This is a genomic window from Streptomyces sp. x-80 (assembly GCF_046549095.1).
GTDB lineage: Bacteria > Actinomycetota > Actinomycetes > Streptomycetales > Streptomycetaceae > Streptomyces > Streptomyces celluloflavus.
In genome coordinates, this window is sequence record NZ_JAJPWM010000001.1 from 279,682 (window position 1) to 302,289 (window position 22,608).

Below are 22,608 nucleotides of genomic sequence, written 5' to 3' on the forward strand. Positions count from 1 at the left end.
CCGACTCCGGTGGATTCGGCCGGCCGGCCGGTGTCCTGGCCGCTAGGGCCGAGTGACCCCGACGAGTCGCCGGGTACGGCCCGCCCGCCCCCACCTCCGACCTCCTCGGGTGACGGCGCGGTGAACCATGGGCGTCTGGCACCCCGTACCCCTGGACGCCTGGCACCCCGCGCGCTAATCTCACCCAGCCGTATTCACGGATGTACTGAACGTTCATGTTGATGAACATCGGTACGGACAGATCCGCTCACCCCCGAGCTCCGAGGAGTGCGATGCCTGTTTCCTTGCGCCGCCGTGTCACGGGGGAGCGCCGGCGCTCCGCGCTCGGCTCGCTCCTGGCCGCCTGTACCGCGCTGGCCTGTGCCGGTGTGGTGGGCGTCGGTCTGCTGGGCGCCGCCCCCGACGCGCCCGCCGCCCCCGCCGTCTCCGGGGCCAACGCCGCCTCCGGGTCCGGTACCTGGAGCGGTCAGTTCTCCGGCTACGGTTCCGACGCCTGGAAGAAGTCCTGGGGCGTGGCCTCCTCGGGTGCCTGGGGCTCGTCCCAGCTCAAGGGCGTCAAGGATGCGTCCGCGCCGGGTGACGGTTCCGCGCTCCAGGTCACCTACGGTGCGGGCTCGTCGGCGAACTCCTGCTCCGACTGCCCCGATCCGGGCGGCGGGCAGTTCTACACCCAGCTCGGCGCGATCGGCCGGAGCGACCTGGCCAAGTCCGCCACGCTGGACCTGAAGTACGGGCTCAAGCTCCCGGCCGGCTTCGATTTCGGCAAGGGCGGCAAGCTGCCGGGCCTGTACGGCGGCAAGATCGGTGAGGAGTCCGGCGGCAATCACGGCCGCGGCTGGTCCACCCGCTACATGTTCCGCGCCAAGTCCCACCCCGACGAGGGCGAGATCTACCTCTACACGCCCACCAATTCCGGCCCCACCGGCTACGGCGTCGACGTGGGCCTGGGGTCCTGGCGGTGGCTCGCCGACGGCGGCTGGCACACCGTCGAGCAGCTGGTGAACCGGACCACCGGCGACGTCACCGTCTGGTACGACGGCAAGCAGGCCCTCGCCGCCAAGGGCGCCGCCTCCGGTATCTCCGGTATCGACTTCAGCGGAGTCTTCTTCTCCACCTTCTTCGGCGGCCATGACACCAGTTGGGGCCCGAAGCAGACGGAGCGGGCGGAGTTCGCGGACTTCTCGCTGTCCGCCTCGGTCCAGCACTGAGACCGCCGCGGCGCCCGGCCCCGTAGCGGGCATCCCACCTGTGCCGAGGCCGGGCCGGGTGCCCGCCCCGCGGCGATCACGCCTACCCGCGGCGGAAGAGGGCCGTCCACAGGAACGGTTCGCCGAAGCAGGGCGACTCGGGCGGTTCGTCGCGCATACGGCGCAGCTCGATCTCCGTCAGGTCGGAGAAGATCCAGCGCAGGGACTCCGGTGTGTAGGCGAGACCGCCGTGGAGGCGGGCCTGGCGGTAGAAGGCCGGGTCGGGGAGTTCGGAGCCCATCGCTCCCGACGCGAAGCAGGTGAGGGCGAGATGGCCGCCGGGGGACAGGACCTGTTCCACCAGGGCGAGATAGCTGATGCGGCGGTGGGGCGGCAGGTGGTGGAAACAGCCCGAGTCGTAGATCAGGTCGTACGGGCCGCCCAGTTCGGCCGGCGTGAGGGCGAAGACGTCGCCGCAGTGGAACCGGATGTCGGCGCCGGCCTCGCGGGCGCGTTCCCCGGCCCAGCCGATGGCCGCCGGGGAGAGGTCTACGGCGTCCACCCGGAAACCCTGGGACGCCAGATGGAGAGCGTTGCGGCCCGGACCGCAGCCCAGATCGAGGGCCCGGCCCGGAGTGAGCAGGCTTCGGTCGAGGTACGAGGCCAGGCTCTCGTCCGGTTTCGCCACGAAGAACGGCACCGGTCTGGAGCGGTCGGTGTAGAAGTCGTCCCACCAGGTGGCCGCACCGGCCGTCCAGCGGTCGGCCGCCGGCGCGAACAGGCCGTCCAGGAGCCGCAGCACGTCCTCGACCGTGCGGATGTTCCGGTCCATCAAGTCCCCTTTCCCGATGGGGGGACGGTACGACTGGACGAGGCAAAAGACCAGGTCAGGCCCTGTCGCGCAAGGGGCGCAGGGAGGTGTGGAGAGGTCCGGACGAGGGCAGGCAGCCCCTCACCCGCGGCCCTGCATGCGCGGGCGGCCAGGCCCCCGCCGATGGCTGTCAGCGGGGCATTCCCGGCAACGCTCAGACAGGTTTCCGGGGCGGTCCCGATCCGCGGGAGAGGGGCCGGGTCCCGCAGCCGCCCGCACCCCGAGCACCCCGGGAGGGACGGGACTTTTCCCGTGCGCAACTGCCCTGCGTTCCCACGCCGGTTGCCGTACGCCGTCACACGGGCCGCAGTACGACGGCATCATCGGCCGGCTCCGCAGAACGGAGAGGTGGGGCACCGCCGCGCAATGACCGGTGACTCCGGTTCGAGGCGGACCCGGCCGGGCAGCGGACCGCCGGTGGGCCGGCCCTGAGGACCGGCCCACCGGCGATGTCCGCCTGCGCGGTGCGTACCGTGGGCCCTACAGCCAGCTGTGGTAGCGGCGGATGTACCAGGTCTTCACGACCTGGGTGAGCGCGCAGTAGGCGAGCAGCGTCCCGATCAGCCACGGGAAGTAGCTCATCGGCAGCGGCTCCATCGACAGCGCCGGCGCCAGCGGTGAGAACGGCAGGAAGATGCCGAATGCCATGATCGCGCCGGTGAGCAGCAGCACCGGCAGCGAGGCCCGGGACTGGATGAAGGGGATTTTCTGGGTGCGGATCATGTGCACGATCAGCGTCTGGGAGAGCAGCCCCTCGATGAACCAGCCGGACTGGAACAGGGTCTGCTCCGCACCGGTGTTCGCGCTGAACACATGCCACATCACCAGGAAGGTGGTGATGTCGAAGATCGAGCTGATCGGACCGATACGGATCATGAACCGGCCGATGCCCTTGGCGTCCCAGGTCCGCGGCTTGCGCAGATACTCCTTGTCCATCCGGTCCCACGGGATGGACAGCTGCGAGATGTCGTAGCAGAGGTTCTGCACCAGCAGGTGGATGGCGAGCATCGGCTGGAAGGGGATGAAGGCCGAGGCGATCAGCACCGAGAAGACGTTCCCGAAGTTCGAGGAGGCCGTCATCTTGATGTACTTGATGGTGTTGCCGAAGGTCTGGCGCCCCATCAGGACGCCCTGCTCCAGGACGGTCAGGTCCTTCTCCAGCAGGATGATGTCCGCGGACTCCTTGGCGATGTCGACCGCGGTGTCCACCGAGATACCGACGTCGGCCTCGCGCAGCGCCGCGGCGTCGTTGATGCCGTCGCCGAGGAACCCGACGGTGTGCCCGTCGGCCTTCAGGGCGCGTACGATCCGGGCCTTCTGTACGGGGTTGACCTTGGCGAACACCGAGGTGGTACGCGCCAGTTGGATCAGCTGTACATCGTCGAGGCCGTCGATCCGGGCGCCGGTGACGACGCTGCCCACATCGATGCCCACATCGGCGCAGACCCGGGCGGCGACCAGCTCGTTGTCGCCCGTGATGACCTTGACGGCCACACCGTTGTCGGCGAGCGCCTTCAGTGCCTCGGCCGCGTCCTGCTTCGGCGGGTCGAGGAAGGCGAGGAAGCCGATCAGGGTCAGCTCGGCCTCGTCCCGTACGGAGTAGGCGTCGCGGAGGGCGGGCATCGTGCGGGTCGCGACGGCCAGCACCCGCAGCCCCTCGCGGTTGTTGTTCTCACTGACCATCGTGGTGTGGGCGCGCAGCTGCTCGGTGAGCGGGACGCGCTCGCCGCGGTCCACCATGTGCGTGCACAGTTCGAGGACTTCCTCCACCGCGCCCTTGGTGATCAGGACGTGCTCCTGGACGCCGGCCGCGGCACCGCCGAAGTCGTTGCGGCGCAGGACCACGGACATCCGCCGGCGGGCGAAGTCGAAGGGGATCTCGTCGACCATGGTGAAGCGGGTGTCGACGACAACCTCTTCGGCCTCGTCCACGCGGTCGATGACCGCCTGGTCCATGAGGTTGCGCAGCCCGGTCTGGAAGTGGCTGTTCAGGTAGGCGTATTCGAGGACCTCGTTGTCCTCCTTGCCGTGGGCGTCGAGATAGCGGTCCAGGACGATCCGGTCCTCGGTGAGGGTGCCGGTCTTGTCCGTGCACAGCACGTCCATACCGCCCAGATTCTGGATGGCGTTGAGCTGCTTGACGACGACCTTGTGCTTGGACATGGCGACCGCGCCGCGCGCCAGGTTCGCGGAGACCACCATCGGCAGCATCTCGGGGGTCAGCCCGACCGCGACGGAGATCGCGAAGAGGAACGCCTCGTCCCAGTCGCCCTTGGTGAAGCCGTTGACGGCGAACACGACCGGGACCATGACCAGCATGAAGCGGATCAGCAGGTAACTGACCTTCTTCACACCGATGTCGAAGCTGGTCTGCGGGCGGTTGCCGACCAGGGCCCCGGCCATCGACCCGAAGTAGGTGTCGGTGCCGGTGGCCACGACCACGCCGGTCGCGGTGCCGGAGGTCACGGACGTGCCCATCAGGCAGAGGTTGTCGGCCTCGACCGGGTCGCTGGTCTCGTGCTGGCCGAGGTCATCGGCGCGAGTGTCGGCCTTGGTGACCGGCAGCGACTCGCCGGACAGCGCGGCCTGACTGACCATCAAGTCCTTGGCCTTGAGCAGCCGCAGGTCGGCGGGGACCATATCGCCGGCCGCGAGCCGGACGAGGTCACCGGGGACGACCTGCTCCATCGGGACTTCTTCGGTCGTCGCCCGGGAGCCGGTGTCGTCACGGCGCTGCACCGCCGTGGTCGTGGTCACCAGGGCCTTGAGCGCCTCGGCGGACTTGGTGGAGCGGAACTCCTGCCAGAAGCGGAGCAGCCCGCTGACGCCGATCATCACGGAGAGGATGACGACGCCGGGGTCCGCCGGGTCCTGCCAGTACATCACCGCAGCCAGCACGATCAGCACGGCGATGAACGGATTCCAGAAGGACTTGACCAGCTGGGTCGTCCAGTGCGGCGGCTTCTCGTGCACCACGGTGTTGTTGCCGTGGCGCACCAGACGCTCGCAGACCTGGTCCTTGCGCAGCCCCCGGTGGCTGGCTTCGAGTGTCTGGAGGACTTCACGGGCCGGCCGCGCGCTGAACTGTGCGAGCCGCGCGCCCACTTCGCGGGTACGGGTCTCCAGCTCGGCGGCCTTGCGCTCGCGGCGGGAGCGGGCGGGCCTGACGAGGGTGTCGTGATTGTCGGGGGTCTCGTGGTTCCGGTTGTCGTCGCCCGGCGGAGCCAGGCGTACCGATGGGATCTGCTTGTTCATGGCAAACCTCCCTCCGTGCGAACGGGCATGGCGAAGCACGCCTCGCGCACAGAGATGATTTCGGGCAGGCCGAAGAAGCGGCCGGCACCAGAAGGAAAAGAGAAAGAATGGCGGTGGGTGCCGCCGTGTGAATCACCTGGGAGAGCAGCCCTCAGAAACCCGGGAAAGGGCAGGGCGTATCGCTGATGCGATCAGCGAGCGGAGGCGCTGCGGCCAGGGAATCCGTCGGGACTCGGACTCATCCCGAACACCTCCTTGGTTCGCGGCGGAATGATGCGGCCAGGCATGGCCGCGATCAGTGAGTCATATGCGCGGTGAAGAGTCAAACCGGGAAAAGGGGCGGCATTGCCCCCGGAGCCCTTTAGGGACTTTAGTCCCTCCTGGTCGGGACGTCCGGCTGTTGAGCGGCGGGAATATACGTCTACCGTCGATGGCGAGAAGCGTTCCACGAGTCCCTGGGAAGGAGGTGTGATCGATGGATCACAGTCCGAGTTGCCGGCAATTCGCGCACTGCACCCTTTCACCCCTTCCCGGTACGCGCTGACGCATTTCGCGCACTCCGCGTGCCGTCCCTCCCCGGGAGGCCGCCATGAGCCGTACACGTACATTCCCTCAGCAGCAACTGCCGCTGCCCACCCTCCGTCTCGTCGTCAACGGGATCCCCACCACCTATCTGCTGGAAGATCCCGGCACCGGCCCGCATGCCGCGTCCCTGCCGGACGGAGCCGTCTACGATCTGCGCATCCATGCCGCCTGGGTGCTCGCCCGGCAGGGTCATCGCACCTCCTGGCTGGCCACCCACCTCGGTCTGCCGCGCCCCGTGGCCCGCGCGATCGTCACCACGGCCCGCCCCACCCCGGGGCCGCCCCGCCCGTTGGCGGACCGCGCGTTCGGCCTCAACTACTTTTCCCCCTGGGGCGGTTGAGCCGCCCCTCGCAGAACTCAGGAGGTAGCGCCATGGCGTTCATCACCTTCTTCCACCGCCCCTCCTTCCGGCTCCCGCGCCGCGAGGCGGCCGCTGTGCGCGCCCACCGCGTCTGGCGCCGCCTGGCCGACGCCCCGGTGACCGCCAACCCCGTACCGCAGGCCCTGGACGGCCGCGCCCGCCGCCGTCGCCCCGACGCCGCGCAGCGCTCGGACGCGTCCCGCCGGGCCACCCCGCGTCCGGGTCGGCCACGCGATCCCGCCGACGGCCATCCGGCCGACCGGCCGCTTCCGGCCCTGCGGTGACCGGGCACCGCGGCAACTACCGCGAACGGCCGGCCGGTGGAGCCCGCCGGCAGTTCGCCTCGCGGCTCGCGCCCGTCCGGGCGGGATGACTCCGGGAGGTTCTGGAGAGTTACGGGGATTTCGGTGTGCGGTCCCCACCGGGAACCCGGTATCGGGCTTCCCTCTCCGGCCCGCGAGGAGGATCGTGGAAAGGGACATATATCCGCATCTGCCCAGCCTTCCTGCCCGCGCACCCCTCGGGCGGCAAGGCCGGCAGCCATCGCCATCGCGGGAGGCGCGACCATGCGTAAGGTCATGGACTGCCGGGACTACCCCAGTGAATCGCACTGCTCCCTGACCCTCGCGGGTGAGGAAGAGGAAGTCATGCAGGCGGCCGCCCAGCACGCCGTCGCCGTGCACGGCCACCAGGACACTCCGGAGTTCCGCACCACACTGCGCGGCATGCTGAAGGACGAGGTGCCGCAGCACGCCTGATCTCCAGGACTCACGACCCGAGGATGTACTCACGTCCTGCGGGTACTGGACGCGACCTGAGGTCGTCTCGTGTCCGCAGGGCGGCGGCCCGTCGGCGTTCGGACGGCGAGCGGGGTGCAGGCGGGGCACTCGCGGCTACATACGGTGACGACCTGCACACGGTCTCCGGGCGGGATGCGCCCACCGGACGGCACACACTCATCGGACGAGGAGTGTGCGCGGGGCGTCCCCGATCCGGACCGGCGGTCAGACGTCGACCTGGACCAGACCGATGTCACCCCGGAGTCCGATGTCGCCCCGGATCAGGGCGTGCAGATGCTGGTCGTGCCATCCGTCCGCGTGCAGCAACGCACTGCGCATGGTGCCTTCGAACGAGAATCCCGCCTTGGCGGCCACCCGGCAGGACGCCGGGTTCCGCACGGAGTGGCACAGGCGGAGCCGGTGCAGGCCGAGGTCGTTGAGGGCCCACCGGCTGACGCGTTGCGTCGCCTCGACGACGACTCCGCCCCCGCGGGCCGCCGACAGGATCCAGTAGACGATTTCGGCGCTGCCGCCCTGGAGATCGATGTCACTGCATCCGATCAGGCCCACGGCCGCACCCCCGCCGGGCCGGGCGATGGCCCAGATCGTGCTCAGCTCGGCCTGTCGGCGTGCGTGCATGCGCTCGATCCTCCGGCGCGCCTCTTCCGGGGTCCGTACGGACAGGAGGTTCCACTGCCGAATGGCCGGATCGAGGCCGGCGGCCACCAGGGCCTCCGCGTCACTCAGCCGCCACGGACGCAGCTCCATACCGTTCGGGAGGCCGAGCACCGGCTGTTCGCTCCGGGCCAGGTGGCCTTCGGGAACAACCGGGGCGATGGGCGAGCCGGAGATCATCACGGCATCGTGCCGAAGCCGTCAGGTGCGCGCCACCCAGTTGCTCTTCCGACCCCGGACGGTGTCCCGAACCAGGTCGCTCACCTGGGCATTCGCCGGAACCGGGACGCCGTCCGCGCCGGATCGGAGCGGGGTGTGCCGTGCGGTGTCACGGGCAGGCGGGGCGACCGGGCTCCAGCGGGCAGTGCCTGGTGCCGGCCGGGCCGGTCCGGCGGTGCCGGGGACGGTTACGAGGCGGTAGTTGTCCCCTTCGGAGACGACGAGGCCGGCGGTCGGGGGCGGGAAGTGGCTGCCCAGGAGCAGGACTTCGGTGCCGGCGAGCGCGGCGAGGAGGTCGCGGCGGCTGCGGGTGGCCTGGGCGGCGTCGAAGTCCACGCAGCTGGTGAGGCCGGGCCGGTGCAGCTGCACGGGGTGGTGGACGCAGTCGCCCGTGACAACGGCCGACCGGCCGGCACTGTGGAGCTCCACGGCGACCTGGCCCGGGGTGTGCCCGGGTGTGGGCAGCAGGCGGATGCCGGGGGCCACCTCGGTGCCCGCGTCCGGTACGTCGATCAGGTCGAGCAGACCGGCGTCGCGGACGGGGTCGACGGAGTCGCGGAACATCTGCCGGCGGGGCTCGTCCAGGTCCGTGCCCGCCCAGTGCTCCGCTTCGGCGCGGGACGTCAGGTACCGGGCGTTCGGAAAGGTGGGGACCCATGTCCCGCCGTCGTCGCGGGTGTTCCAGCCGACATGGTCGGTGTGCAGATGGGTCAGGATGACCAGGTCGACGCTCTCGGGCGGGAAGCCCGCCCCGGCGAGCCGCTGGAGATACGCGGTGTCCAGGTGGTGCCAGGCCGGGTTGGCCCGGGTCTTGCCGTTGCCGATCCCGGTGTCGATCAGGACGCGCAGGCCGTTCGCCTCGACGGCGAAGCTGTGGCTGGACAGATGCAGCACACCGGTGGGGCCGGCGAAGTGCGGCCGGAGCCACGGGGCGCCGCGCACGGTGTCGGGGGTGGCGGCGGGCAGCAGCCAGGGCCCGGTCTGCGGTGGGAGCGCCGCTTCGTCGATGCGGTGTACGAGCAGGTCGCCCACGGCCCAGGTGGGTGCCGGGCCGCCGGAGGCGTGCGGGGGGAGGGGCTGGGTCATGACTTCTCCCGTCATCTAAAGCGGTTTCTTTGCGTTAGTGGACGGTATGCCGTAGGGTCCACTAACGCAAATAAGCAGCTTTTAGGGGTGTGTGCCGCACGCCTCTACGTGGCGAAGGGACGCACCGATGACCACCGCAGATCTCTCCCCGCAGGAGGTGGCCCGCCGGGCCCTGCGGGCCGGCATACCCCTGGAGACGGAGCGGCTCGACCTCGTGACCGCCACGGCGAACCACATCCGGCGCGTCATCGGCACCCTGCGCGCGCTGGACCTCGGCGAGACCGCCCCGGCCGCGGTGTACGACGCCGCTCACCTCATGGGGGAGGGGCGGGACGATGCAGCCGTATGAACTGTCGCTCGCCGACGCGGCGCAGGCGATCGCGGCCGGGGAACTCTCGCCGGTGGAACTGACCGACTCCGTCCTGGAGCGGACCGAGGCCGTGGAAGGGAGCCTGGGCGCCTTCGTCGCGGTCTTCGCGGACGCCGCGCGGCAGGCGGCCGGGCAGGCGGAACGGGACATCGCGGCAGGCGCACACCGTGGTCCGCTGCACGGCATCCCGATGGGCCTCAAGGACCTCATCGACGTCCAGGGGCTGCCGACCGCGGCCGGTTCCCGGGTGCGCGAGCACCACACGGCCCGCAGGGACAGCGCGGTCGCGGCGCGGCTCCGGGACGCCGGGGCCATCCTGCTGGGCAAGACCCACACCCATGAGTTCGCCTACGGGCTGACGACCCCGCAGACCGGCAACGCCTGGGCTCCCGGCCGGGTGGCCGGCGGGTCCAGCGGCGGATCGGCGGTGGCCGTCGCGGCGGGTGAGGTGACCTTCGCCCTGGGGACGGACACCGGCGGCTCGATCCGGGTCCCCTCGGCGCTGAACGGCGTCGTGGGGCTCAAGCCCACCTACGGGCTCGTCTCCCGGCGCGGGGTGACGTCCTTGTCCTGGTCCCTGGACCACGTCGGCCCGATCACCCGCACCGCGCGGGACGCCGAACTCGTACTCGCCGCCCTCGTCGGGCACGATCCGGGCGACCCGGCCGCACCGGATGTGCCACCGTCCGGCCGCCCGCGCCGCACCGACGGGACCCTCACCGGGCTGCGCGTCGGCGTCCCCCGCAACCACTTCTTCGACCGGGTCGCGCCCGAGGTGGCACAGGCCGTCCGCGGCGCCGTCGCCGACCTGGCCGGACTGGGGGCCGCACTCGTGGACATCGACATCCCGATGGCCGAGTACCTCCAGGCCACCCAGTGGGGGCTCATGGTGCCCGAGGCCACCGCCTACCACCAGCGGACGCTGCGCTCGTCTCCCGAGCTGTACGGCCCCGACGTGCGCGTCCTGCTGGAGGCCGGCGAACTCGTACCGGCGGGCGACTATCTGCGCGCCCAGCGTTCCCGCACCCTCATGCGGCGGGCGTGGGCGCGGCTGTTCGACGAGGTCGACGTCATCGCCGCGCCGACGGTGACCTCCACGGCCGCCCGCCGCGACCAGCAGACGGTGCGCTGGCCGGACGGATCCGAGGAGAGTGTGTCCGACAGCTACGTCAGGCTGTCGGCGCCGGCGAACATCACGGGCCTGCCGTCACTGTCCCTGCCCGTCGGCCTCGACGGTGCGGGGCTGCCGATCGGCATGCAGCTCATCGGCAGACCGTTCGCCGAAGCCGTGCTGCTGAGCACCGGCCGGGTGTACGAGGAGGCCAGGGGAGCCGTCCCGCGCCTCGCACCCGTCGCCGCATGACCCGGCCACCGGTCCCGGCGCCGCCCCGCCCCGACAGGGCGCGCCAGGGCAGGCGGGGGCGCGCCAGGGCCGCCGGGCCGAGCAATTACTTTGCATTAAGATGCTGGGTATGAGCCCAAGAGCAGCGGCCCGCCCCGGAGGGCGCAGCGCCCGCGTTCAGCAATCGGTGCACACGGCTGTGCGCGAACTCCAGGCCGAACACGGGCGCGACGACCTCACCGTCCCGCAGATCGCCGCGCGCGCCGGCGTCACACCGTCGACGGTCTACCGCCGCTGGGGGAGCCTGAGCGAACTGCTGTCGGACGTCGCGGTGGAGCGGCTGCGCCCGGAAACGCCGCCGGCCGACCACGGGACTCTGCGCGAGGACCTGGAGCACTGGGCCGCCGACTTCCTGGAGGAGATGTCCTCACCGCCGGGGCGCTCCTACATCCGCGACGCGCTCGCCGGCGACGGGGACGGCAGCAACGCCGGACAGTGCTCCGGCTACGCCGTCGAACAGGTCACCACCATCCTCCGCCGCGCCACGGAGCGCGGTGAGGACGTGCCGGACACCGACACCGTGATGGACCACATCGTGGCCCCGCTGATGTACCGCATCCTCTTCCGCCCGGGGCTCCTCGACCCGAGCTACGCCCGCGATCTGGTCACCACCGTCTTCTACCGGCTCATGCCGCTGCCGTGACGCGGCCCCCCGGCCGACGTCCCCGCCCCCGTCGTCATTCCGTCCGGCCCTGACCGGCGGGCGCGCCGCCGTCCCGTCCCGACGCGGACGCCGGGTCCGGTGCGGGCCCGTCGCCGGCCGGGGCATCCGCCGGCGACGGCACCACCTCCGGTGCGGGGACCGGACTGACCACCGGACTGACCACCGAACAGACCACCGGACTCACCGCGCACGACAGTGTCGTCACCGTCACCGTCCCCGTCATCGTCACTGGCACCGTCATCGCCGGGGCCGCCCCGCCCCGTGACGGCGCCCGCTCAGCCGGTCCCCTGTGCGGAGAAGAGCGCGGTGATGCCCAGGCCGCCGGCGATGCCCAGCATGGCCAGGCCCCGGGCGCCGGGCGGGGTGTCGGCGGCCGGGGCGCGGACGAGCTGGCTGAACAGGCGGGTCACCAGGATCGCCCCGGAGGCGCCGAAGGGGTGGCCGAGGGCGAGGGCGCCGCCGTCGAGGTTGACCCGTTCGTCCGCGATGCCGAGCGCGTCCAGCGAGGCGAGGACCTGGGAGGCGAACGCCTCGTTGAACTCGATGCGTTCGACCGTGGCCGGTACGGGGCCCCCGGGGCCGGCGCCGTCCGGGGTGTCGGCGGCGAGGTCGGGGCGGCGGGCCAGCAGTCGCCGGGTCGAGGCGATCGGGCCGGTGCCCAGCAGGTTCGGGTCCACCCCGGCGCTGCTCGCGTCGACGAAAGCGAGCACACGCCGGTGGCCGAGCGCACGGGCCACCGACCGGCTGGTGACCAGGACCATGGCCGCACCGTCGTTCAGCGGACAGGAGTTGCCGGCGGTGACCGTGCCCTCGCCGGATGCGGCGAAGAGCGGACGCAGGGCGGCCAGCGCGGCCGGCGAGGTGTCGGGGCGCGGGCACTCGTCGGCGGTGACGGTGCCGCGGGCCGTACGCACCGGGGTGATCTCGGCGGTGAAGCGGCCGTTCTCCCGGGCGTCGACCGCGCGCCGGTGGCTGCGCAGGGCGAACTCGTCCTGCCTGCGGCGGGTGATGCCGTAGTGCCGGGCGACGTTCTCCGCGGCCACCCCCATATCGGGGTCCCCCACCGACTCCGGGGCGAACCGGGCCCGTGCGTAGAACTCCGGGAGGGCACCCGGGCGTGCGGGCTGCCGCACCCGCCAGGGGGCGGTGCTCACACTCTCGCCGCCACCCGCGAGATAGACCTCGCCGGCCCCGGCGGCGACCAGCCGGCAGGCGAGGACGATCGCCTCCAGGCCGGAGCCGCACTGCCGGTCCACGGTGACGCCGGGGACCTCGGCCGGCAGCCCCGCCTCCAGCGCGGCCAGCCGCGCGAGGTTGCCGCCACCGCCGGCCGCGTTGCCGACGATGACGTCGCAGACCCGCGCGGGCTCGACGCGGGAGTCGGCCAGCACGTCCCGGATCACGGCCGCGACCAGTTGGTGCGCCTCGACCCCGGCCAGCGAGCCGGCCGCCCGGCCGATGGGGGTCCGGCGGGCGGCGACCACCACCGGCTGCCGGTCGTCGGGGAGTGTGCCGGGTCCGGCGGCCTCAGCCACGGGACTCGTCCGGGAACGGGATGAGCCGTGCGTCGTCATGGGCGGTCCACTCCTCGATCCGGCTCCGTGCGATCTTGCCGCTCGATGTCAAAGGCCAGGTGGCAAGGGTGGAGAAACGGCGGGGGACCATGTAGCGCGGTAGCACGGTGCCGCAGAGTTCGCGTACCGCGGCCTGGCTCAGTCCGTCCGTACCGGGCCCGGTGACCACGGCGACCAGCGCCTGGCCCAGATGGTCGTCGGGCACCGAGGTCACCACCGCCGTGTCGATCTGTGCCAGCCGGACGAGGGCGTTCTCCACCTCGGACGGGTAGACGTTCAGGCCCCCGGTGATCACCATGCCGCCGCGGCCGACGAGATGGAGCCGGCCGTCCGCCGTGAGCCGGCCGATGTCCCCGACGGTGGCCCAGCCCCCTTCGGTGCGGAAACCTCCTGCGCCCCACACATAGCCGTCGCACACCAGGGGGCTGCGCACATGCACCATGCCGGTCGCGCCGCGCGGCACGGGCACCCCCTCGGCATCGCGGATCTCCAGCGTGACGGAGGGGAAGGCCGTGCCGACGTCGAGGGCGGCCGTTGCCGGACCGGGGGAGCTGACGGTGACGAAGCCGAGTTCCGAGGCGCCGTAGTACTCCCGTATCCGTGCCTCGGGCAGGAGCGCACCGACGGGCGCGAGCAGCTGCGGGGGGAGCTTGGCGCCGCCGCTGACCACCGTCCTGACACCTGTGAACCGCCGCGCCGGGCCGTCCGTACCGCCGTCGGCGGCCGCGCAGAGCGCGCTGAGCATGGTCGGCACCACGATCAGCCGGCGTACGGATGCCGTCTCCAGCAGCCGCAGCACCGCCCCGGCGTCGAACCTGCTCAGCCCGTGGCAGGCCGCCCCGCTCTCCAGGCACTCCGCGAGCGCGTAGAGGCTCAGGCCGTGGGCCAGCGGGCCCGGCGCGAGCGTGGACTGCCCGGCGTCCAGGCCCCAGGCCCGCCGGCCTTCGGCCAGGCTGATCCGCCAGGAACCGCGGGTCCGGTGGAAGGCGTGCGGCAGACCGGAGGTCCCGGAGGTGAAGCCGACGAAGAAAGGGGCGGCGTCGTCGCCGGGCCGCAGATGTTCCGCCGGGGCCGCCCCGGACCATCCGTCCAGCCATCTCTCGTACGTGCCAGGGGTGGTGTCGCCGCCGGCGGTCAGCGTCCGGATGCCGAGGCGGTCCGCCTCGGCGTGCAGCGTGCGCTGTCCGGCGGCGAGGACCAGGAGATCGGGACGGAGCCGGTCCAGTACGGCGGCGGTCTGCTCCGTGCCCCACTGCGGGTCGAGGACGGCGCAGACGCCGTCACCCGCGGTCGCGCCGGTGAACAGCTCGGCGAAGACAGGGTGGTTGCCCGTGCCGATGGCCAGCAGACGGGCCCCCGTCGGCAGCCACTCGCGCCGGCCGGCGGGGACGGTCCGCAGTCCGGCCGCCACCGCGGCGGCCCGGTCGGCCAGTTGACGATGGGTCAGCACCCGCCCGTCCAGGACGAAGGCGGGCTCCTCCTGGCGCGGTCCCGCCGCGGTTCGCGCGACCCGATGTGCTACCGGCATCCGCTGTCACCTCGGTTCGATCGGATAGGAGCGCCGTACGTGGTGCGCGACGGCCGCCGCGACCGCCGCCTTGAGCGTGTCCCCGATCGCGAAGTAGGCGGCGCCGAGGGCGGCCTTCCCCATCCCGAGACCCGTGGTCATCGACGTCCACGGGACACCGACGGCGTAGACGACGAGGAGTCCGCCGACGAGGCAGGAGACGAAGTGGGCGGCCAGTGACGCGAAGCGGCCGCCGGCCCGTACCGCGAACCGCTTCACCAGCCACCCGGTGACGAACGCACCGGGAATCCAGCCCAGCAGATACCCGCCGGTCGGCCCGGGGATCACGCCCAGTCCGCCCCGGCCGCCGGACAGCACCGGCAGCCCGAGCACGGTCAGCAGCACGACCAGGGCGCAGGCGCCGGCGCCGCGTACGGGACCCAGTACCGCTCCCGCGAGCATCACGCCCAGCGTCTGCAAGGTGACCGGCACCGGAATGACCGCGATGCTGACCGGTGGGAGCAGCCCCAGCGCGACGATGACCGCGCAGAACAGGGCGGTCAGCACGAGATCCTGAGTGCTCATGGGGCGTCGGGTGCGTACGGTCATCCGGGTGCCTTTCCGCTGCGCCGGTCGTCACGGTCGGGGTGCCGGGAGCGGGCCGGCGGGTAGCAGCGGGCGTCGATGGCGGCCGCGATGTCCTCCGCCGACCTCAGCACCCGGATCACCAGGGGCACGACGAGCGCGAGTGGACTGCCCCGCAGACCGCGCGCCGCCTGGGCCTCCCGGATCTCCTGGAACTGCTGGAACACCTCTGGGACGAAGCGCAGCGCCAGCGACACGGCGAGCGCGACGGCCGGCGCGTTCACCAGCCCCGCCCGGTCCAGCGGACGCAGCACCGCCCCCAGCACGCCCTGGAGTTCCGAGGTCCGGGTGGTGAGAGTGACGCTGAGCGCGGCCAGCAGCAGGATGACCAGACGCAGGCCCACGACGAGCGCCGCGTGCCCCGACTCGGTGAGGGCGGCGACCGCCACCACGGCGGCCAGGATCCACAGCGGGCCGCGCAGCTGGCGGGCGAGCTGCTCCCGGGAGGCCCGTACGGTCAGCAGCAGGACCAGCGCGAGACCGGCGGCCGGGCCGAGCAGCGGCACGGACCTGGTGAGGAACACGGCCACACCGCACAGCAGCAGCACCGCCAGCTTCCACCCGGCCGGGACCCGGTGCAGCGGCGAGGTGCCGGGCACGTACAGGGACGTCCTCATGAGTGGTGTGCCACGTACCAGGGCACGGCGGTCCGCGGCGGGCCGTCGTACGCGATGCGGCCCTCGTCGAGGACCAGCACCCGGTCGAAGCCGGTGAGCAGATCGAGGTCGTGGGTGAGGACGACGGCCTGCTGCGGCATGGCGGCGATCACCGCCCGGAGCCGATTGCGGTTGCGCAGGTCCAGCAGGGTGGTCGGCTCGTCGAACACGACCGTCTCCGGGCGCATGACCAACACCGCGGCCAGCGCGACGAGTTGCTTCTCGCCGCCGCTGAGGGCATGGCTGGGACGGTCGGCCAGTGCGGCGATGCCGAGATCCGCCAGCTGCTCGCGGACCCGGCCGGGTATCTCCTTACGGGGCACGCCGGTGTTCCGCAGCCCGAAGGCCAGGTCCTCCTCGACGAGGGGCAGGACGATCTGGTTGTCCGGGTTCTGGAAGACGAAGCCCACCCGACGGCGGATCCGGCGGGCGTCCGTCGCCGTGTCGTCCGCCCCGACCAGGACCGTCCCCGCACTTGGCAGGACCAGACCGTTGAGCAGCCGGGCGAAGGTGCTCTTGCCGGAACCGTTGGCGCCGATCACGCCGATCCGCCGCTCGGTCAGCTCGACGCTGACGGCGTCCAGTACCGTGCGCGGGCCGAACCGTACGGACACACCGTCCAGAGCTATCCGCACGGCTACCGGTCCCCGGCCCCGGGCCGTGCGGCGGCGGGCTCCGCCGGGGCGTCCGGGGCGGGAGGCACGGCGGCGAGGGCGTCGCGGGTCGGCGTGGGCACGGGGCGGGGCCGGCCGGTCTTCTTGTCGACGCAGACCCAGACGACCTCGGCCCGTGCGACCGGCGCCCCGTCCCCGGCGCGGACCACCGCGGCGGAGAAGGTCAGACTGCTGGTGCCGATGCGGCGCACGCCCGCGCTGAGGTCCAGGATGTCGTCGAAGCCCGCCGCGCCCTCGTAGCAGAGCTCGATCTTCTTCACGTGGTAGACGACGCCGTGGGAGTCGGCCCGGGGGTCGAAACGATCGGACAGGCCCGCCTCGCGGAGGAACTCGTTGATCGCGGTCTCCGCATAGGAGCAGTAGACGCCGTTGTGCACATGGCCGTGCATGTCCACATCGGAGAACGGAACTCGCTGCCGCACGAACCCCCCGCTCTCCGTGTAGGGTCACGGGCGGCCTGGGCCCGTGCGCACAGCACCGTACCCAGACCGCCACCGCACTGTCACCACCATGTGAGGACTTCGCCGATGTCCCGAAGCCTCCGAGGCATCGTCAGGGAATTCGGTCCGGCCGCCCGGGTGGTCGGCACGGAGCGCTACGAACCGGCCCGGCCGGGGCCCGGACAGGTGGCCGTCCGCATGGTGCTGGCGAGCATCAACCCCTCCGACCTGGTGACCATTTCCGGCGCGTACGCCTCCCGCACCGTGCTGCCGTTCGTGCCCGGTTTCGAAGGCGTCGGGGTGATCGAGGAGACCGGCCCCGGGGTGCGGGACCTCCGGGCCGGACAGCGGGTGCTCCCGCTCGGCAGCGCGGGCGCCTGGCAGCAGAACAAGGTCACCGACGGCCGGTGGTGCCTGGCCGTCCGGCCCGAGCTCACCGACGAACAGGCGGCCACCGCGTACATCAATCCGCTGACCGCGCTGCTGATGACACGGCACCAGGTACGGGACACCGGGGCCGAGGTGGTCGCGGTCAACGCCGCCGCCTCGGCCATCGGCCTGATGCTGATCCGGATGCTCAACCGGGCGGGGATCCGGCCCATCGCCCTCGTCCGCCGGCCGCACAGCCTGGCGCGGCTCACCGGCACCGAGCTGACCGCCGCGGTGTGCACCGCCGACCGTCCGGTGGGGGAGGCCCTGCGCGAGATCACCCGGGGCCGCGGTCTCGATGTCGCGCTGGACGCGGTGGGCGGTACGGAGGGCGCGGCACTCGGCCACGCGCTGGCCGCCGGCGGCACCCTGGTGCACTACGGCCTGCTCTCCGGACAACCGCTGCCCTCGCACCTCCCGGCCGAGCGGCGCGATGTACGGATCGTGCTGTTCAGACTCCGGGACTGGGTGCACACCGTTCAGGCCGAGGCCCCGGAGCGGCTCGCCGACGCCCTGGCCGAGGTCTTCGGCCTGGTGCTGGACGGCACGGCCGCCTCGCAGGTGGCGGACGTGTATCCGCTGTCCGCCGTACGACAGGCGCTGGAGCGGGACGCGGCGCCGGGGCGGCAGGGAAAGGTGCTGCTGCGCCTCACCGACTGAGGAGCCGGCCACCGGCGGCGCGCTGCCGGTGGCCGACGCCCCCGTGCCCGTCGGCCGCGGTGCCCGGGGCCCAATGCGCATGCGACCGTCACCACGTCCGGTACCGCGCGGACCGGCGGTGCCGCCGTGGCGACGGTGGAGCGCCCGCCGTGCTCAGCCCCGTCCGGCGAGGACGGCGCGGAGGACCCCGGCGAGCGTCGCGGCCGGGTCCGTCGCGGCGGACGGGCCGCGCCAGGCGACGAAGCCGTCCGGGCGGACGAGTACCGCACCGTCGGCGCCGATGCCGTGCGCCTTCGCACCGTCCTCGACGTCGATGTCCGCGCCGAGGACGTACGACCGGACCGCCACGCCCATCGCGGTGCCGAGGTCCTTCGCGGCCTCGGCCCACGCCTGGCCGTCGTGACCGGCCAGGAGGACGAAGGTCTCGCCGTACAGGTCGAGGGTGGAACCGCCGTCCGCGGTCGGCCGGTGCGGTGCCCGTGTGCCGGGTTGCGCACGCAGTTCGACGGCGCGGACCGGGGCGGTCTCGCGGTTGCCGGGCACGGCCGCCGAGGCGTACCGGAAGCCCATCGTCACCGCCGAGTAGTCGAGCAGCTCCACCTGCGCGCCACCGGCCATCCTGTCGCCGAAACGGGCGAACGCCTGCCGCATGGCGAGCTCGCCGTAGGGCCGCCGCTCGGCGTCGTAGGTGTCGAGCAATCCGGGACCGGCCCACCCGGTGAGGACGCCGGCCAGCTTCCAGGCCAGGTTGTGGACGTCTTGGATCCCGGTGCTCCCGCCGAACCCGCCCGTGGGAGGCTGGCTGCGCGCGGCGTCCCCGGCCAGGAACACCCGGCCCGAGCGGTACGACCGCGCGACCTGGGCGCCGACCGGGAAGCCGAGCACGGTGACGTCGGTGCCGGGTATCTGGGGCCGCAACGAGACGTCGATCCCGTCCAGTCCGGACGCCTCCCGCACCATCCCCGCCACGCGCTCGGCGGTGAAGTCCGCCACCGACTCGTGCCGCGGGTCGTACCCGGTGCTGAACAGCCAGCGCGAACCCGCGGCGTCGTGCGGCATCACCGCGCTGAACGGGCGCGGCTTTTGCAGATAGACGATGTCGACGGTGCGGCCGCGCACGGCGGCGGAGAGGTCCGCGTCGACGATCGCGGTGATCGTGTTGAACAGCTCGCCCGGCCCGTCGGACTCGATCCCCAGCCAGGTGCGGATCCGGCTCCTCGACCCGTCGGCCGCGATGACATAGTCCGCGCGGATCGCTCCCTCGTCGCCGCTCGCGCGGTCCCGGACGGTCACCGTGACACCGTCGGCGTCCTGGTCGAGAGCGGTCATCTCGGTGAAGTGCCGGATATCGGCGCCGAGTTCGCGGGCACGGTCGCGCAGCAGGAGTTCGAGCCGGTCCTGGTCGATCGCCGCGTTGGTCGACGCGGCGGGCGCCGGCCGCGCACGAGCGGCAGCGTGACCCGGAGCGCACCAAGGCACTGATCCTCGACGCCGCGACCGAGGAGTTCTCCGCCAAGGGCTTCGCCGGCGCCCGGGTGGCCGAGATCGCCGCCCGCGCCGGCGTGAACCAGCAGCTCATCACGTACTACTTCGACGGCAAGGCGGGCCTGTACCGGGAGATCGGCCGACGGTGGCGGGCCTACGAGGCCCAGGAGTTCCCCGACGACATGGACTACGCCGAGATGATCAAGAGCTATGTGCGGGCGAGCGTCGACCCTCGCCTCGGCGGGCGCCTCCTCGCCTGGGAAGGTCTCGCCGACACCGGCGAGGACGACGAGGCCGACGAGGCCGACGAGGCCGACGAGGCCGAAGCGGCCGAAGCGGCCGAACGCAATGCCCGGCTGCGACACGAGGTGGCGGTGATCCGCGAGCGCCAGCTGGCCGGTGAGCTCGACGACCGGTTCGACCCGGCCGCGCTGCTGCTCATCACGATGAGCACGGCGAGTGCGCTGGTGGTCTACCCTCAGCTGGCCCGCGGCCTGTTCGGCGCCGACGCGAGCTCGCCCGAGCTGGTCGAGCACTACGCCGAACAGCTCGCCCAGCTGATCGGCGGCTCGCCGGCGGCGGCTCCGGTCGGCCCGACTGACCTCGGGCCGCGGACCCGCGGGGGAGGGCAGCTCGCCGGCGGCCGAGAGGGTGGCTGCCGATAATCGACGGATCTCGCCATGGTGCGTGGGATCCGCCTGGCTCTCGTGACGGAAACTCGTCGCATATTCGGGGCGGGCTCCGTGCGACTGCTACGCCATCTCGTATGGATCAACGGCGGAGCGGAGAAAGATTTCGCGTCGTGCCCCCGGCCAGGCAGCTGTTCGCGGTGTTCTCGCGCGATTGCCGCGCGAGAGCTCCGCCGGCCCCGTTGCCCGCGTCTCCGTGTCCATCCGTCCCGGTAGCCGGCGGCGTGGCACGGGCGGACGCGGTGGTGGCGGTCTCCCCTCCGTGACGGCGTGCAGTGTCCGGCCCTGGTGCGATGTGCCCAACTGCGCGCTACCGCACGGAAGATGACGAGATGGAGCACGCCGCCGCCCGAGCCATAACATAGTAATGTGAAATTGCACTGAGCCTGTATGTCTTCCGCCGCACCTACCGTTCGCGTCCTCTTCAGGGAGCCCTCGTGACCGAAGCCGTCGCCCACTCCGCTCCGACGCTGCACACCGGCAGCCATGACCTGCCGGTCTCTGCCGGGTTGTCCCGCTTCATGGCGAGCGCCTGGGCCTCGTCCACCCTCCCCGACTCCGCGCGGGTCGCCGCGTACACCGTCACCCCGGCGCGCCGGGACCGGCTCTCCGCCCGCTTCCCCGGCGAGCGGCTGATCGTCCCGGCCGGCGAGCTCACCGTCCGCTCCAACGACTGTGACCACCGGTTCCGCCCGCACAGCGCGTATGCCTGGCTGACCGGTCTGACGGGGGAGGACCAGGCAGGTCAGGTCCTGGTCCTGGAGCCCTCGGGCCCGCACGGACACGAGGCAGTGCTCTACCTGCGACCGCGTTCACCGCGCGTCGACGGTAACGAGGAGTTCTACCGGGACCGGCGCTACGGCGAGTTCTGGGTCGGGCGCCGTCCCGACCTGGCCGAGGGGGAACGGCTGACCGGCATCCGCTGCGCCCGCCTGGACACCCTGGGCACCCCGTCGGGGCGGAACGCCGCCACCGACGCCGAACTGGCCACCGCCCTGGCGGAATTGCGCCTGGTCAAGGACGCCTGGGAGGTCGAGCAGCTCCAGCTCGCGGTCGATCACACCACCACCGGTTTCGAGGACGTGGTCCGGGCCCTGCCGGGCGCTCTCGCGCACCCGCGCGGAGAGCGCTGCGTCGAGGGGGTCTTCGGTCTGCGGGCCCGTGCCGAGGGCAACGGCACCGGCTACGAGACCATCGCGGCCTCCGGCGCCCATGCCTGCGTCCTGCACTGGATCCGCAACGACGGACGTCTGAACCGCGACGAACTGCTCCTCCTGGACGCGGGGGTGGAAACCGACACCCTCTATACGGCCGACATCACGCGCACCCTGCCACTCTCCGGCCGCTTCAACCCCGTTCAACGCCAGGTGTACGAAGTGGTGCTGGCGGCCCAGGAGGCGGGAATCGCGGCGCTGCGCCCCGGTGCCGGCTTCCGTGACTTCCACCGGGCCGGCATGAGGGTCATCGCGGAAGGGCTGGCCGACTGGGGCGTGCTCAAGGACGCCGACGGCGATGCGCACCGCCGCTACACCCTGTGCGGCAGCGGCCATATGCTCGGCCTCGACGTCCACGACTGCGCCAAGGCACGGGCCGGGACATACCTGGACGGCGTTCTGGAGGAGGGCCAGGTCCTCACCGTGGAGCCCGGCCTCTACCTTCAGCCGGACGATGAAACCCTCCCGGCCGAACTGCGCGGTATCGGCGTGCGGATCGAGGACGACCTCGTCATCACGTCGGACGGCGCCCGCCTGATGTCGGGTGCGCTGCCGCGTACGGTCGCCGGCGTCGAGGAATGGATGGGCACCCTGCTCGAAGGCCGGGGCTGAGGGCCGGCCCGGCGCTGGGCCGGCCCTCCTGCCCGGGTGTTCCCCACCGAGATTCCCGGGGGCCCCTGGGCGGGCACGGGCAGATCAGACCGCTCACCACGATCCTCGCCCGGCCCACCGACCACGACGCCGAGCGGACTCACGCGCCCGCCCGATCCAGTTGCGCGCGGCCTGGGGCCCGAAGGTGTGGCAGTGGCTGGCCGTTCATCAGGCAAGTCCGTTGCCGGAATCGGAGTTGTCGGATTCGACTGGCAAGCGAGAGTGCCCGCGAGCGCGTCCCGTGGATCAGGAGAAGGCGCGTTGCCGAAAGGCGTTGCGTACATCGGTGAGGGGCTGGCGCTCACGGGTGTAGTAGAGCTTGTTGGTCAGCTTGGTCCAAGGGCCGGCCCGAGAGGTGCTCGGCGAGATGTCCGAGGATGAGGGCGGCCCGGTCGGTGTATGCGATGGCTTCGCCGGGCGGCTGGTGCAGTTCCTCGTGCAGGTTGCCGCGGCGGATGCCGTCCTCGCAGGTGCCGTAGAGGTTCTTCAGATGGGCCCGCAGGGGAACACCGGCGGTGACTCCGCCCTGT

The 22,608-nt window shown here is 72.1% G+C and carries 21 protein-coding genes and 1 pseudogene; 10 read left to right on the forward strand and 12 right to left on the reverse strand.

The annotated features are described in order from the left end of the window. The first annotated feature begins 272 nt into the window (after positions 1-272). Positions 273-1,208, forward strand: a complete 936-nt coding sequence (locus tag ACLJWH_RS01085) for a polysaccharide lyase (RefSeq protein ID WP_411139598.1) — start codon at positions 273-275, stop codon at positions 1,206-1,208. Positions 1,209-1,290: 82 nt separating this feature from the next. Here the strand turns inward: ACLJWH_RS01085 and ACLJWH_RS01090 are convergent, their stop codons facing one another. Together ACLJWH_RS01090 and mgtA are read right to left on the reverse strand one after the other, a co-directional pair. Continuing rightward, positions 1,291-2,019 (reverse strand): class I SAM-dependent methyltransferase, encoded by a 729-nt coding sequence (locus ACLJWH_RS01090; RefSeq protein WP_411139599.1) that lies wholly within the window; start codon positions 2,017-2,019, stop codon positions 1,291-1,293. A gap of 519 nt (positions 2,020-2,538) precedes the next feature. Further along, a complete protein-coding gene (mgtA, locus tag ACLJWH_RS01095) occupies positions 2,539-5,313 on the reverse strand; it encodes a magnesium-translocating P-type ATPase (RefSeq protein ID WP_411139600.1) in 2,775 nt (924 codons plus the stop codon). 589 nt (positions 5,314-5,902) lie between these two features. Between mgtA and ACLJWH_RS01100 the strand changes: the two genes are divergently transcribed. From ACLJWH_RS01100 to ACLJWH_RS01110, 3 genes are all read left to right on the forward strand, one after another. After that, positions 5,903-6,238, forward strand: a complete 336-nt coding sequence (locus tag ACLJWH_RS01100) for a hypothetical protein (RefSeq protein ID WP_411139601.1) — start codon at positions 5,903-5,905, stop codon at positions 6,236-6,238. Positions 6,239-6,270: 32 nt separating this feature from the next. After that, positions 6,271-6,543 carry a hypothetical protein gene (locus ACLJWH_RS01105; RefSeq protein ID WP_411139602.1) on the forward strand — a complete coding sequence of 91 codons (273 nt, stop codon included), beginning with the start codon at positions 6,271-6,273 and terminating at the stop codon, positions 6,541-6,543. Positions 6,544-6,825: 282 nt separating this feature from the next. After that, positions 6,826-7,017, forward strand: a complete 192-nt coding sequence (locus ACLJWH_RS01110) for a DUF1059 domain-containing protein (protein ID WP_411139603.1) — start codon at positions 6,826-6,828, stop codon at positions 7,015-7,017. 246 nt (positions 7,018-7,263) lie between these two features. On the opposite strand, the gene ACLJWH_RS01115 is transcribed toward ACLJWH_RS01110, so the two are convergent. Both ACLJWH_RS01115 and ACLJWH_RS01120 read right to left on the reverse strand, forming a co-directional pair. After that, complete coding sequence (locus ACLJWH_RS01115) at positions 7,264-7,893, reverse strand: GNAT family N-acetyltransferase (protein ID WP_411139604.1); 630 nt, start codon at positions 7,891-7,893, stop codon at positions 7,264-7,266. Between the two features lie 21 nt (positions 7,894-7,914). Further along, complete coding sequence (locus tag ACLJWH_RS01120) at positions 7,915-9,018, reverse strand: MBL fold metallo-hydrolase (RefSeq protein WP_411139605.1); 1,104 nt, start codon at positions 9,016-9,018, stop codon at positions 7,915-7,917. 127 nt (positions 9,019-9,145) lie between these two features. Between ACLJWH_RS01120 and ACLJWH_RS01125 the strand changes: the two genes are divergently transcribed. The 3 genes from ACLJWH_RS01125 to ACLJWH_RS01135 all read left to right on the forward strand — a co-directional run bounded on the left by ACLJWH_RS01125 (position 9,146) and on the right by ACLJWH_RS01135 (position 11,433). Beyond that, the gene (locus tag ACLJWH_RS01125; RefSeq protein ID WP_411139606.1) at positions 9,146-9,367 is read left to right on the forward strand and encodes a hypothetical protein; all 222 of its coding nucleotides are present in this window, start codon (positions 9,146-9,148) and stop codon (positions 9,365-9,367) included. Beyond that, a complete protein-coding gene (locus tag ACLJWH_RS01130; RefSeq protein ID WP_411139607.1) occupies positions 9,354-10,751 on the forward strand; it encodes an amidase in 1,398 nt (465 codons plus the stop codon). The genes ACLJWH_RS01125 and ACLJWH_RS01130 overlap by 14 nt, the downstream gene beginning before the upstream one ends. Before the next feature lie 109 nt (positions 10,752-10,860). Continuing rightward, positions 10,861-11,433, forward strand: coding sequence for a TetR/AcrR family transcriptional regulator (locus ACLJWH_RS01135; protein ID WP_411139608.1), 573 nt, complete (start codon positions 10,861-10,863; stop codon positions 11,431-11,433). Positions 11,434-11,729: 296 nt separating this feature from the next. Here the strand turns inward: ACLJWH_RS01135 and ACLJWH_RS01140 are convergent, their stop codons facing one another. The 6 genes from ACLJWH_RS01140 to ACLJWH_RS01165 are packed head-to-tail and all read right to left on the reverse strand — an operon-like array spanning position 11,730 to position 16,932. Beyond that, the gene (locus ACLJWH_RS01140; protein WP_411139609.1) at positions 11,730-12,989 is read right to left on the reverse strand and encodes a thiolase family protein; all 1,260 of its coding nucleotides are present in this window, start codon (positions 12,987-12,989) and stop codon (positions 11,730-11,732) included. Beyond that, positions 12,982-14,556 carry an AMP-binding protein gene (locus tag ACLJWH_RS01145; protein ID WP_411139610.1) on the reverse strand — a complete coding sequence of 525 codons (1,575 nt, stop codon included), beginning with the start codon at positions 14,554-14,556 and terminating at the stop codon, positions 12,982-12,984. The genes ACLJWH_RS01140 and ACLJWH_RS01145 overlap by 8 nt, the downstream gene beginning before the upstream one ends. A gap of 6 nt (positions 14,557-14,562) precedes the next feature. Then, a complete protein-coding gene (locus ACLJWH_RS01150) occupies positions 14,563-15,120 on the reverse strand; it encodes a biotin transporter BioY (protein WP_411139611.1) in 558 nt (185 codons plus the stop codon). Positions 15,121-15,140: 20 nt separating this feature from the next. Continuing rightward, on the reverse strand, positions 15,141-15,797 hold the full coding sequence (locus ACLJWH_RS01155; RefSeq protein ID WP_411139612.1) for an energy-coupling factor transporter transmembrane component T family protein: 657 nt from the start codon (positions 15,795-15,797) through the stop codon (positions 15,141-15,143). Beyond that, on the reverse strand, positions 15,794-16,471 hold the full coding sequence (locus tag ACLJWH_RS01160; protein ID WP_411139613.1) for an energy-coupling factor ABC transporter ATP-binding protein: 678 nt from the start codon (positions 16,469-16,471) through the stop codon (positions 15,794-15,796). Before ACLJWH_RS01160 ends, ACLJWH_RS01155 begins: the two co-directional genes overlap by 4 nt. 2 nt (positions 16,472-16,473) lie before the next feature. Next, the gene (locus tag ACLJWH_RS01165) at positions 16,474-16,932 is read right to left on the reverse strand and encodes an acyl-CoA thioesterase (protein ID WP_411139614.1); all 459 of its coding nucleotides are present in this window, start codon (positions 16,930-16,932) and stop codon (positions 16,474-16,476) included. A 105-nt stretch (positions 16,933-17,037) separates the two neighbouring features. Between ACLJWH_RS01165 and ACLJWH_RS01170 the strand changes: the two genes are divergently transcribed. Continuing rightward, entirely contained in the window at positions 17,038-18,039 is a 1,002-nt protein-coding gene (locus tag ACLJWH_RS01170; RefSeq protein ID WP_411139615.1) for a zinc-dependent alcohol dehydrogenase family protein, read from the forward strand. 153 nt (positions 18,040-18,192) lie between these two features. Here the strand turns inward: ACLJWH_RS01170 and ACLJWH_RS01175 are convergent, their stop codons facing one another. Next, the gene (locus ACLJWH_RS01175) at positions 18,193-19,518 is read right to left on the reverse strand and encodes an FAD-dependent monooxygenase (protein WP_411139616.1); all 1,326 of its coding nucleotides are present in this window, start codon (positions 19,516-19,518) and stop codon (positions 18,193-18,195) included. A 2-nt stretch (positions 19,519-19,520) separates the two neighbouring features. Between ACLJWH_RS01175 and ACLJWH_RS01180 the strand changes: the two genes are divergently transcribed. Further along, positions 19,521-20,189: a TetR family transcriptional regulator gene (locus ACLJWH_RS01180; RefSeq protein WP_411139900.1), complete on the forward strand. Its 669-nt coding sequence runs from the start codon at positions 19,521-19,523 to the stop codon at positions 20,187-20,189. 461 nt (positions 20,190-20,650) lie between these two features. Next, positions 20,651-22,039: an aminopeptidase P family protein gene (locus ACLJWH_RS01185; protein ID WP_411139617.1), complete on the forward strand. Its 1,389-nt coding sequence runs from the start codon at positions 20,651-20,653 to the stop codon at positions 22,037-22,039. Between the two features lie 343 nt (positions 22,040-22,382). On the opposite strand, the pseudogene ACLJWH_RS01190 reads toward ACLJWH_RS01185, so the two are convergent. Beyond that, a pseudogene (locus tag ACLJWH_RS01190) lies at positions 22,383-22,595 on the reverse strand (serine hydrolase); the annotation flags it as partial. Positions 22,596-22,608 lie beyond the last annotated feature (13 nt).

What these genes read in the sequence shown, in the direction of transcription:
- ACLJWH_RS01085 (WP_411139598.1), top strand. Translation starts at nt 273, where the DNA reads ATGCCTGTTTCCTTGCGCCGCCGTGTCACGGGGGAGCGCCGGCGCTCC.
- ACLJWH_RS01090 (WP_411139599.1), bottom strand. Translation starts at nt 2,019, where the DNA reads ATGGACCGGAACATCCGCACGGTCGAGGACGTGCTGCGGCTCCTGGAC.
- mgtA (WP_411139600.1), bottom strand. Translation starts at nt 5,313, where the DNA reads ATGAACAAGCAGATCCCATCGGTACGCCTGGCTCCGCCGGGCGACGAC.
- ACLJWH_RS01100 (WP_411139601.1), top strand. Translation starts at nt 5,903, where the DNA reads ATGAGCCGTACACGTACATTCCCTCAGCAGCAACTGCCGCTGCCCACC.
- ACLJWH_RS01105 (WP_411139602.1), top strand. Translation starts at nt 6,271, where the DNA reads ATGGCGTTCATCACCTTCTTCCACCGCCCCTCCTTCCGGCTCCCGCGC.
- ACLJWH_RS01110 (WP_411139603.1), top strand. Translation starts at nt 6,826, where the DNA reads ATGCGTAAGGTCATGGACTGCCGGGACTACCCCAGTGAATCGCACTGC.
- ACLJWH_RS01115 (WP_411139604.1), bottom strand. Translation starts at nt 7,893, where the DNA reads ATGATCTCCGGCTCGCCCATCGCCCCGGTTGTTCCCGAAGGCCACCTG.
- ACLJWH_RS01120 (WP_411139605.1), bottom strand. Translation starts at nt 9,018, where the DNA reads ATGACCCAGCCCCTCCCCCCGCACGCCTCCGGCGGCCCGGCACCCACC.
- ACLJWH_RS01125 (WP_411139606.1), top strand. Translation starts at nt 9,146, where the DNA reads ATGACCACCGCAGATCTCTCCCCGCAGGAGGTGGCCCGCCGGGCCCTG.
- ACLJWH_RS01130 (WP_411139607.1), top strand. Translation starts at nt 9,354, where the DNA reads ATGCAGCCGTATGAACTGTCGCTCGCCGACGCGGCGCAGGCGATCGCG.
- ACLJWH_RS01135 (WP_411139608.1), top strand. Translation starts at nt 10,861, where the DNA reads ATGAGCCCAAGAGCAGCGGCCCGCCCCGGAGGGCGCAGCGCCCGCGTT.
- ACLJWH_RS01145 (WP_411139610.1), bottom strand. Translation starts at nt 14,556, where the DNA reads ATGCCGGTAGCACATCGGGTCGCGCGAACCGCGGCGGGACCGCGCCAG.
- ACLJWH_RS01150 (WP_411139611.1), bottom strand. Translation starts at nt 15,120, where the DNA reads ATGAGCACTCAGGATCTCGTGCTGACCGCCCTGTTCTGCGCGGTCATC.
- ACLJWH_RS01155 (WP_411139612.1), bottom strand. Translation starts at nt 15,797, where the DNA reads ATGAGGACGTCCCTGTACGTGCCCGGCACCTCGCCGCTGCACCGGGTC.
- ACLJWH_RS01170 (WP_411139615.1), top strand. Translation starts at nt 17,038, where the DNA reads ATGTCCCGAAGCCTCCGAGGCATCGTCAGGGAATTCGGTCCGGCCGCC.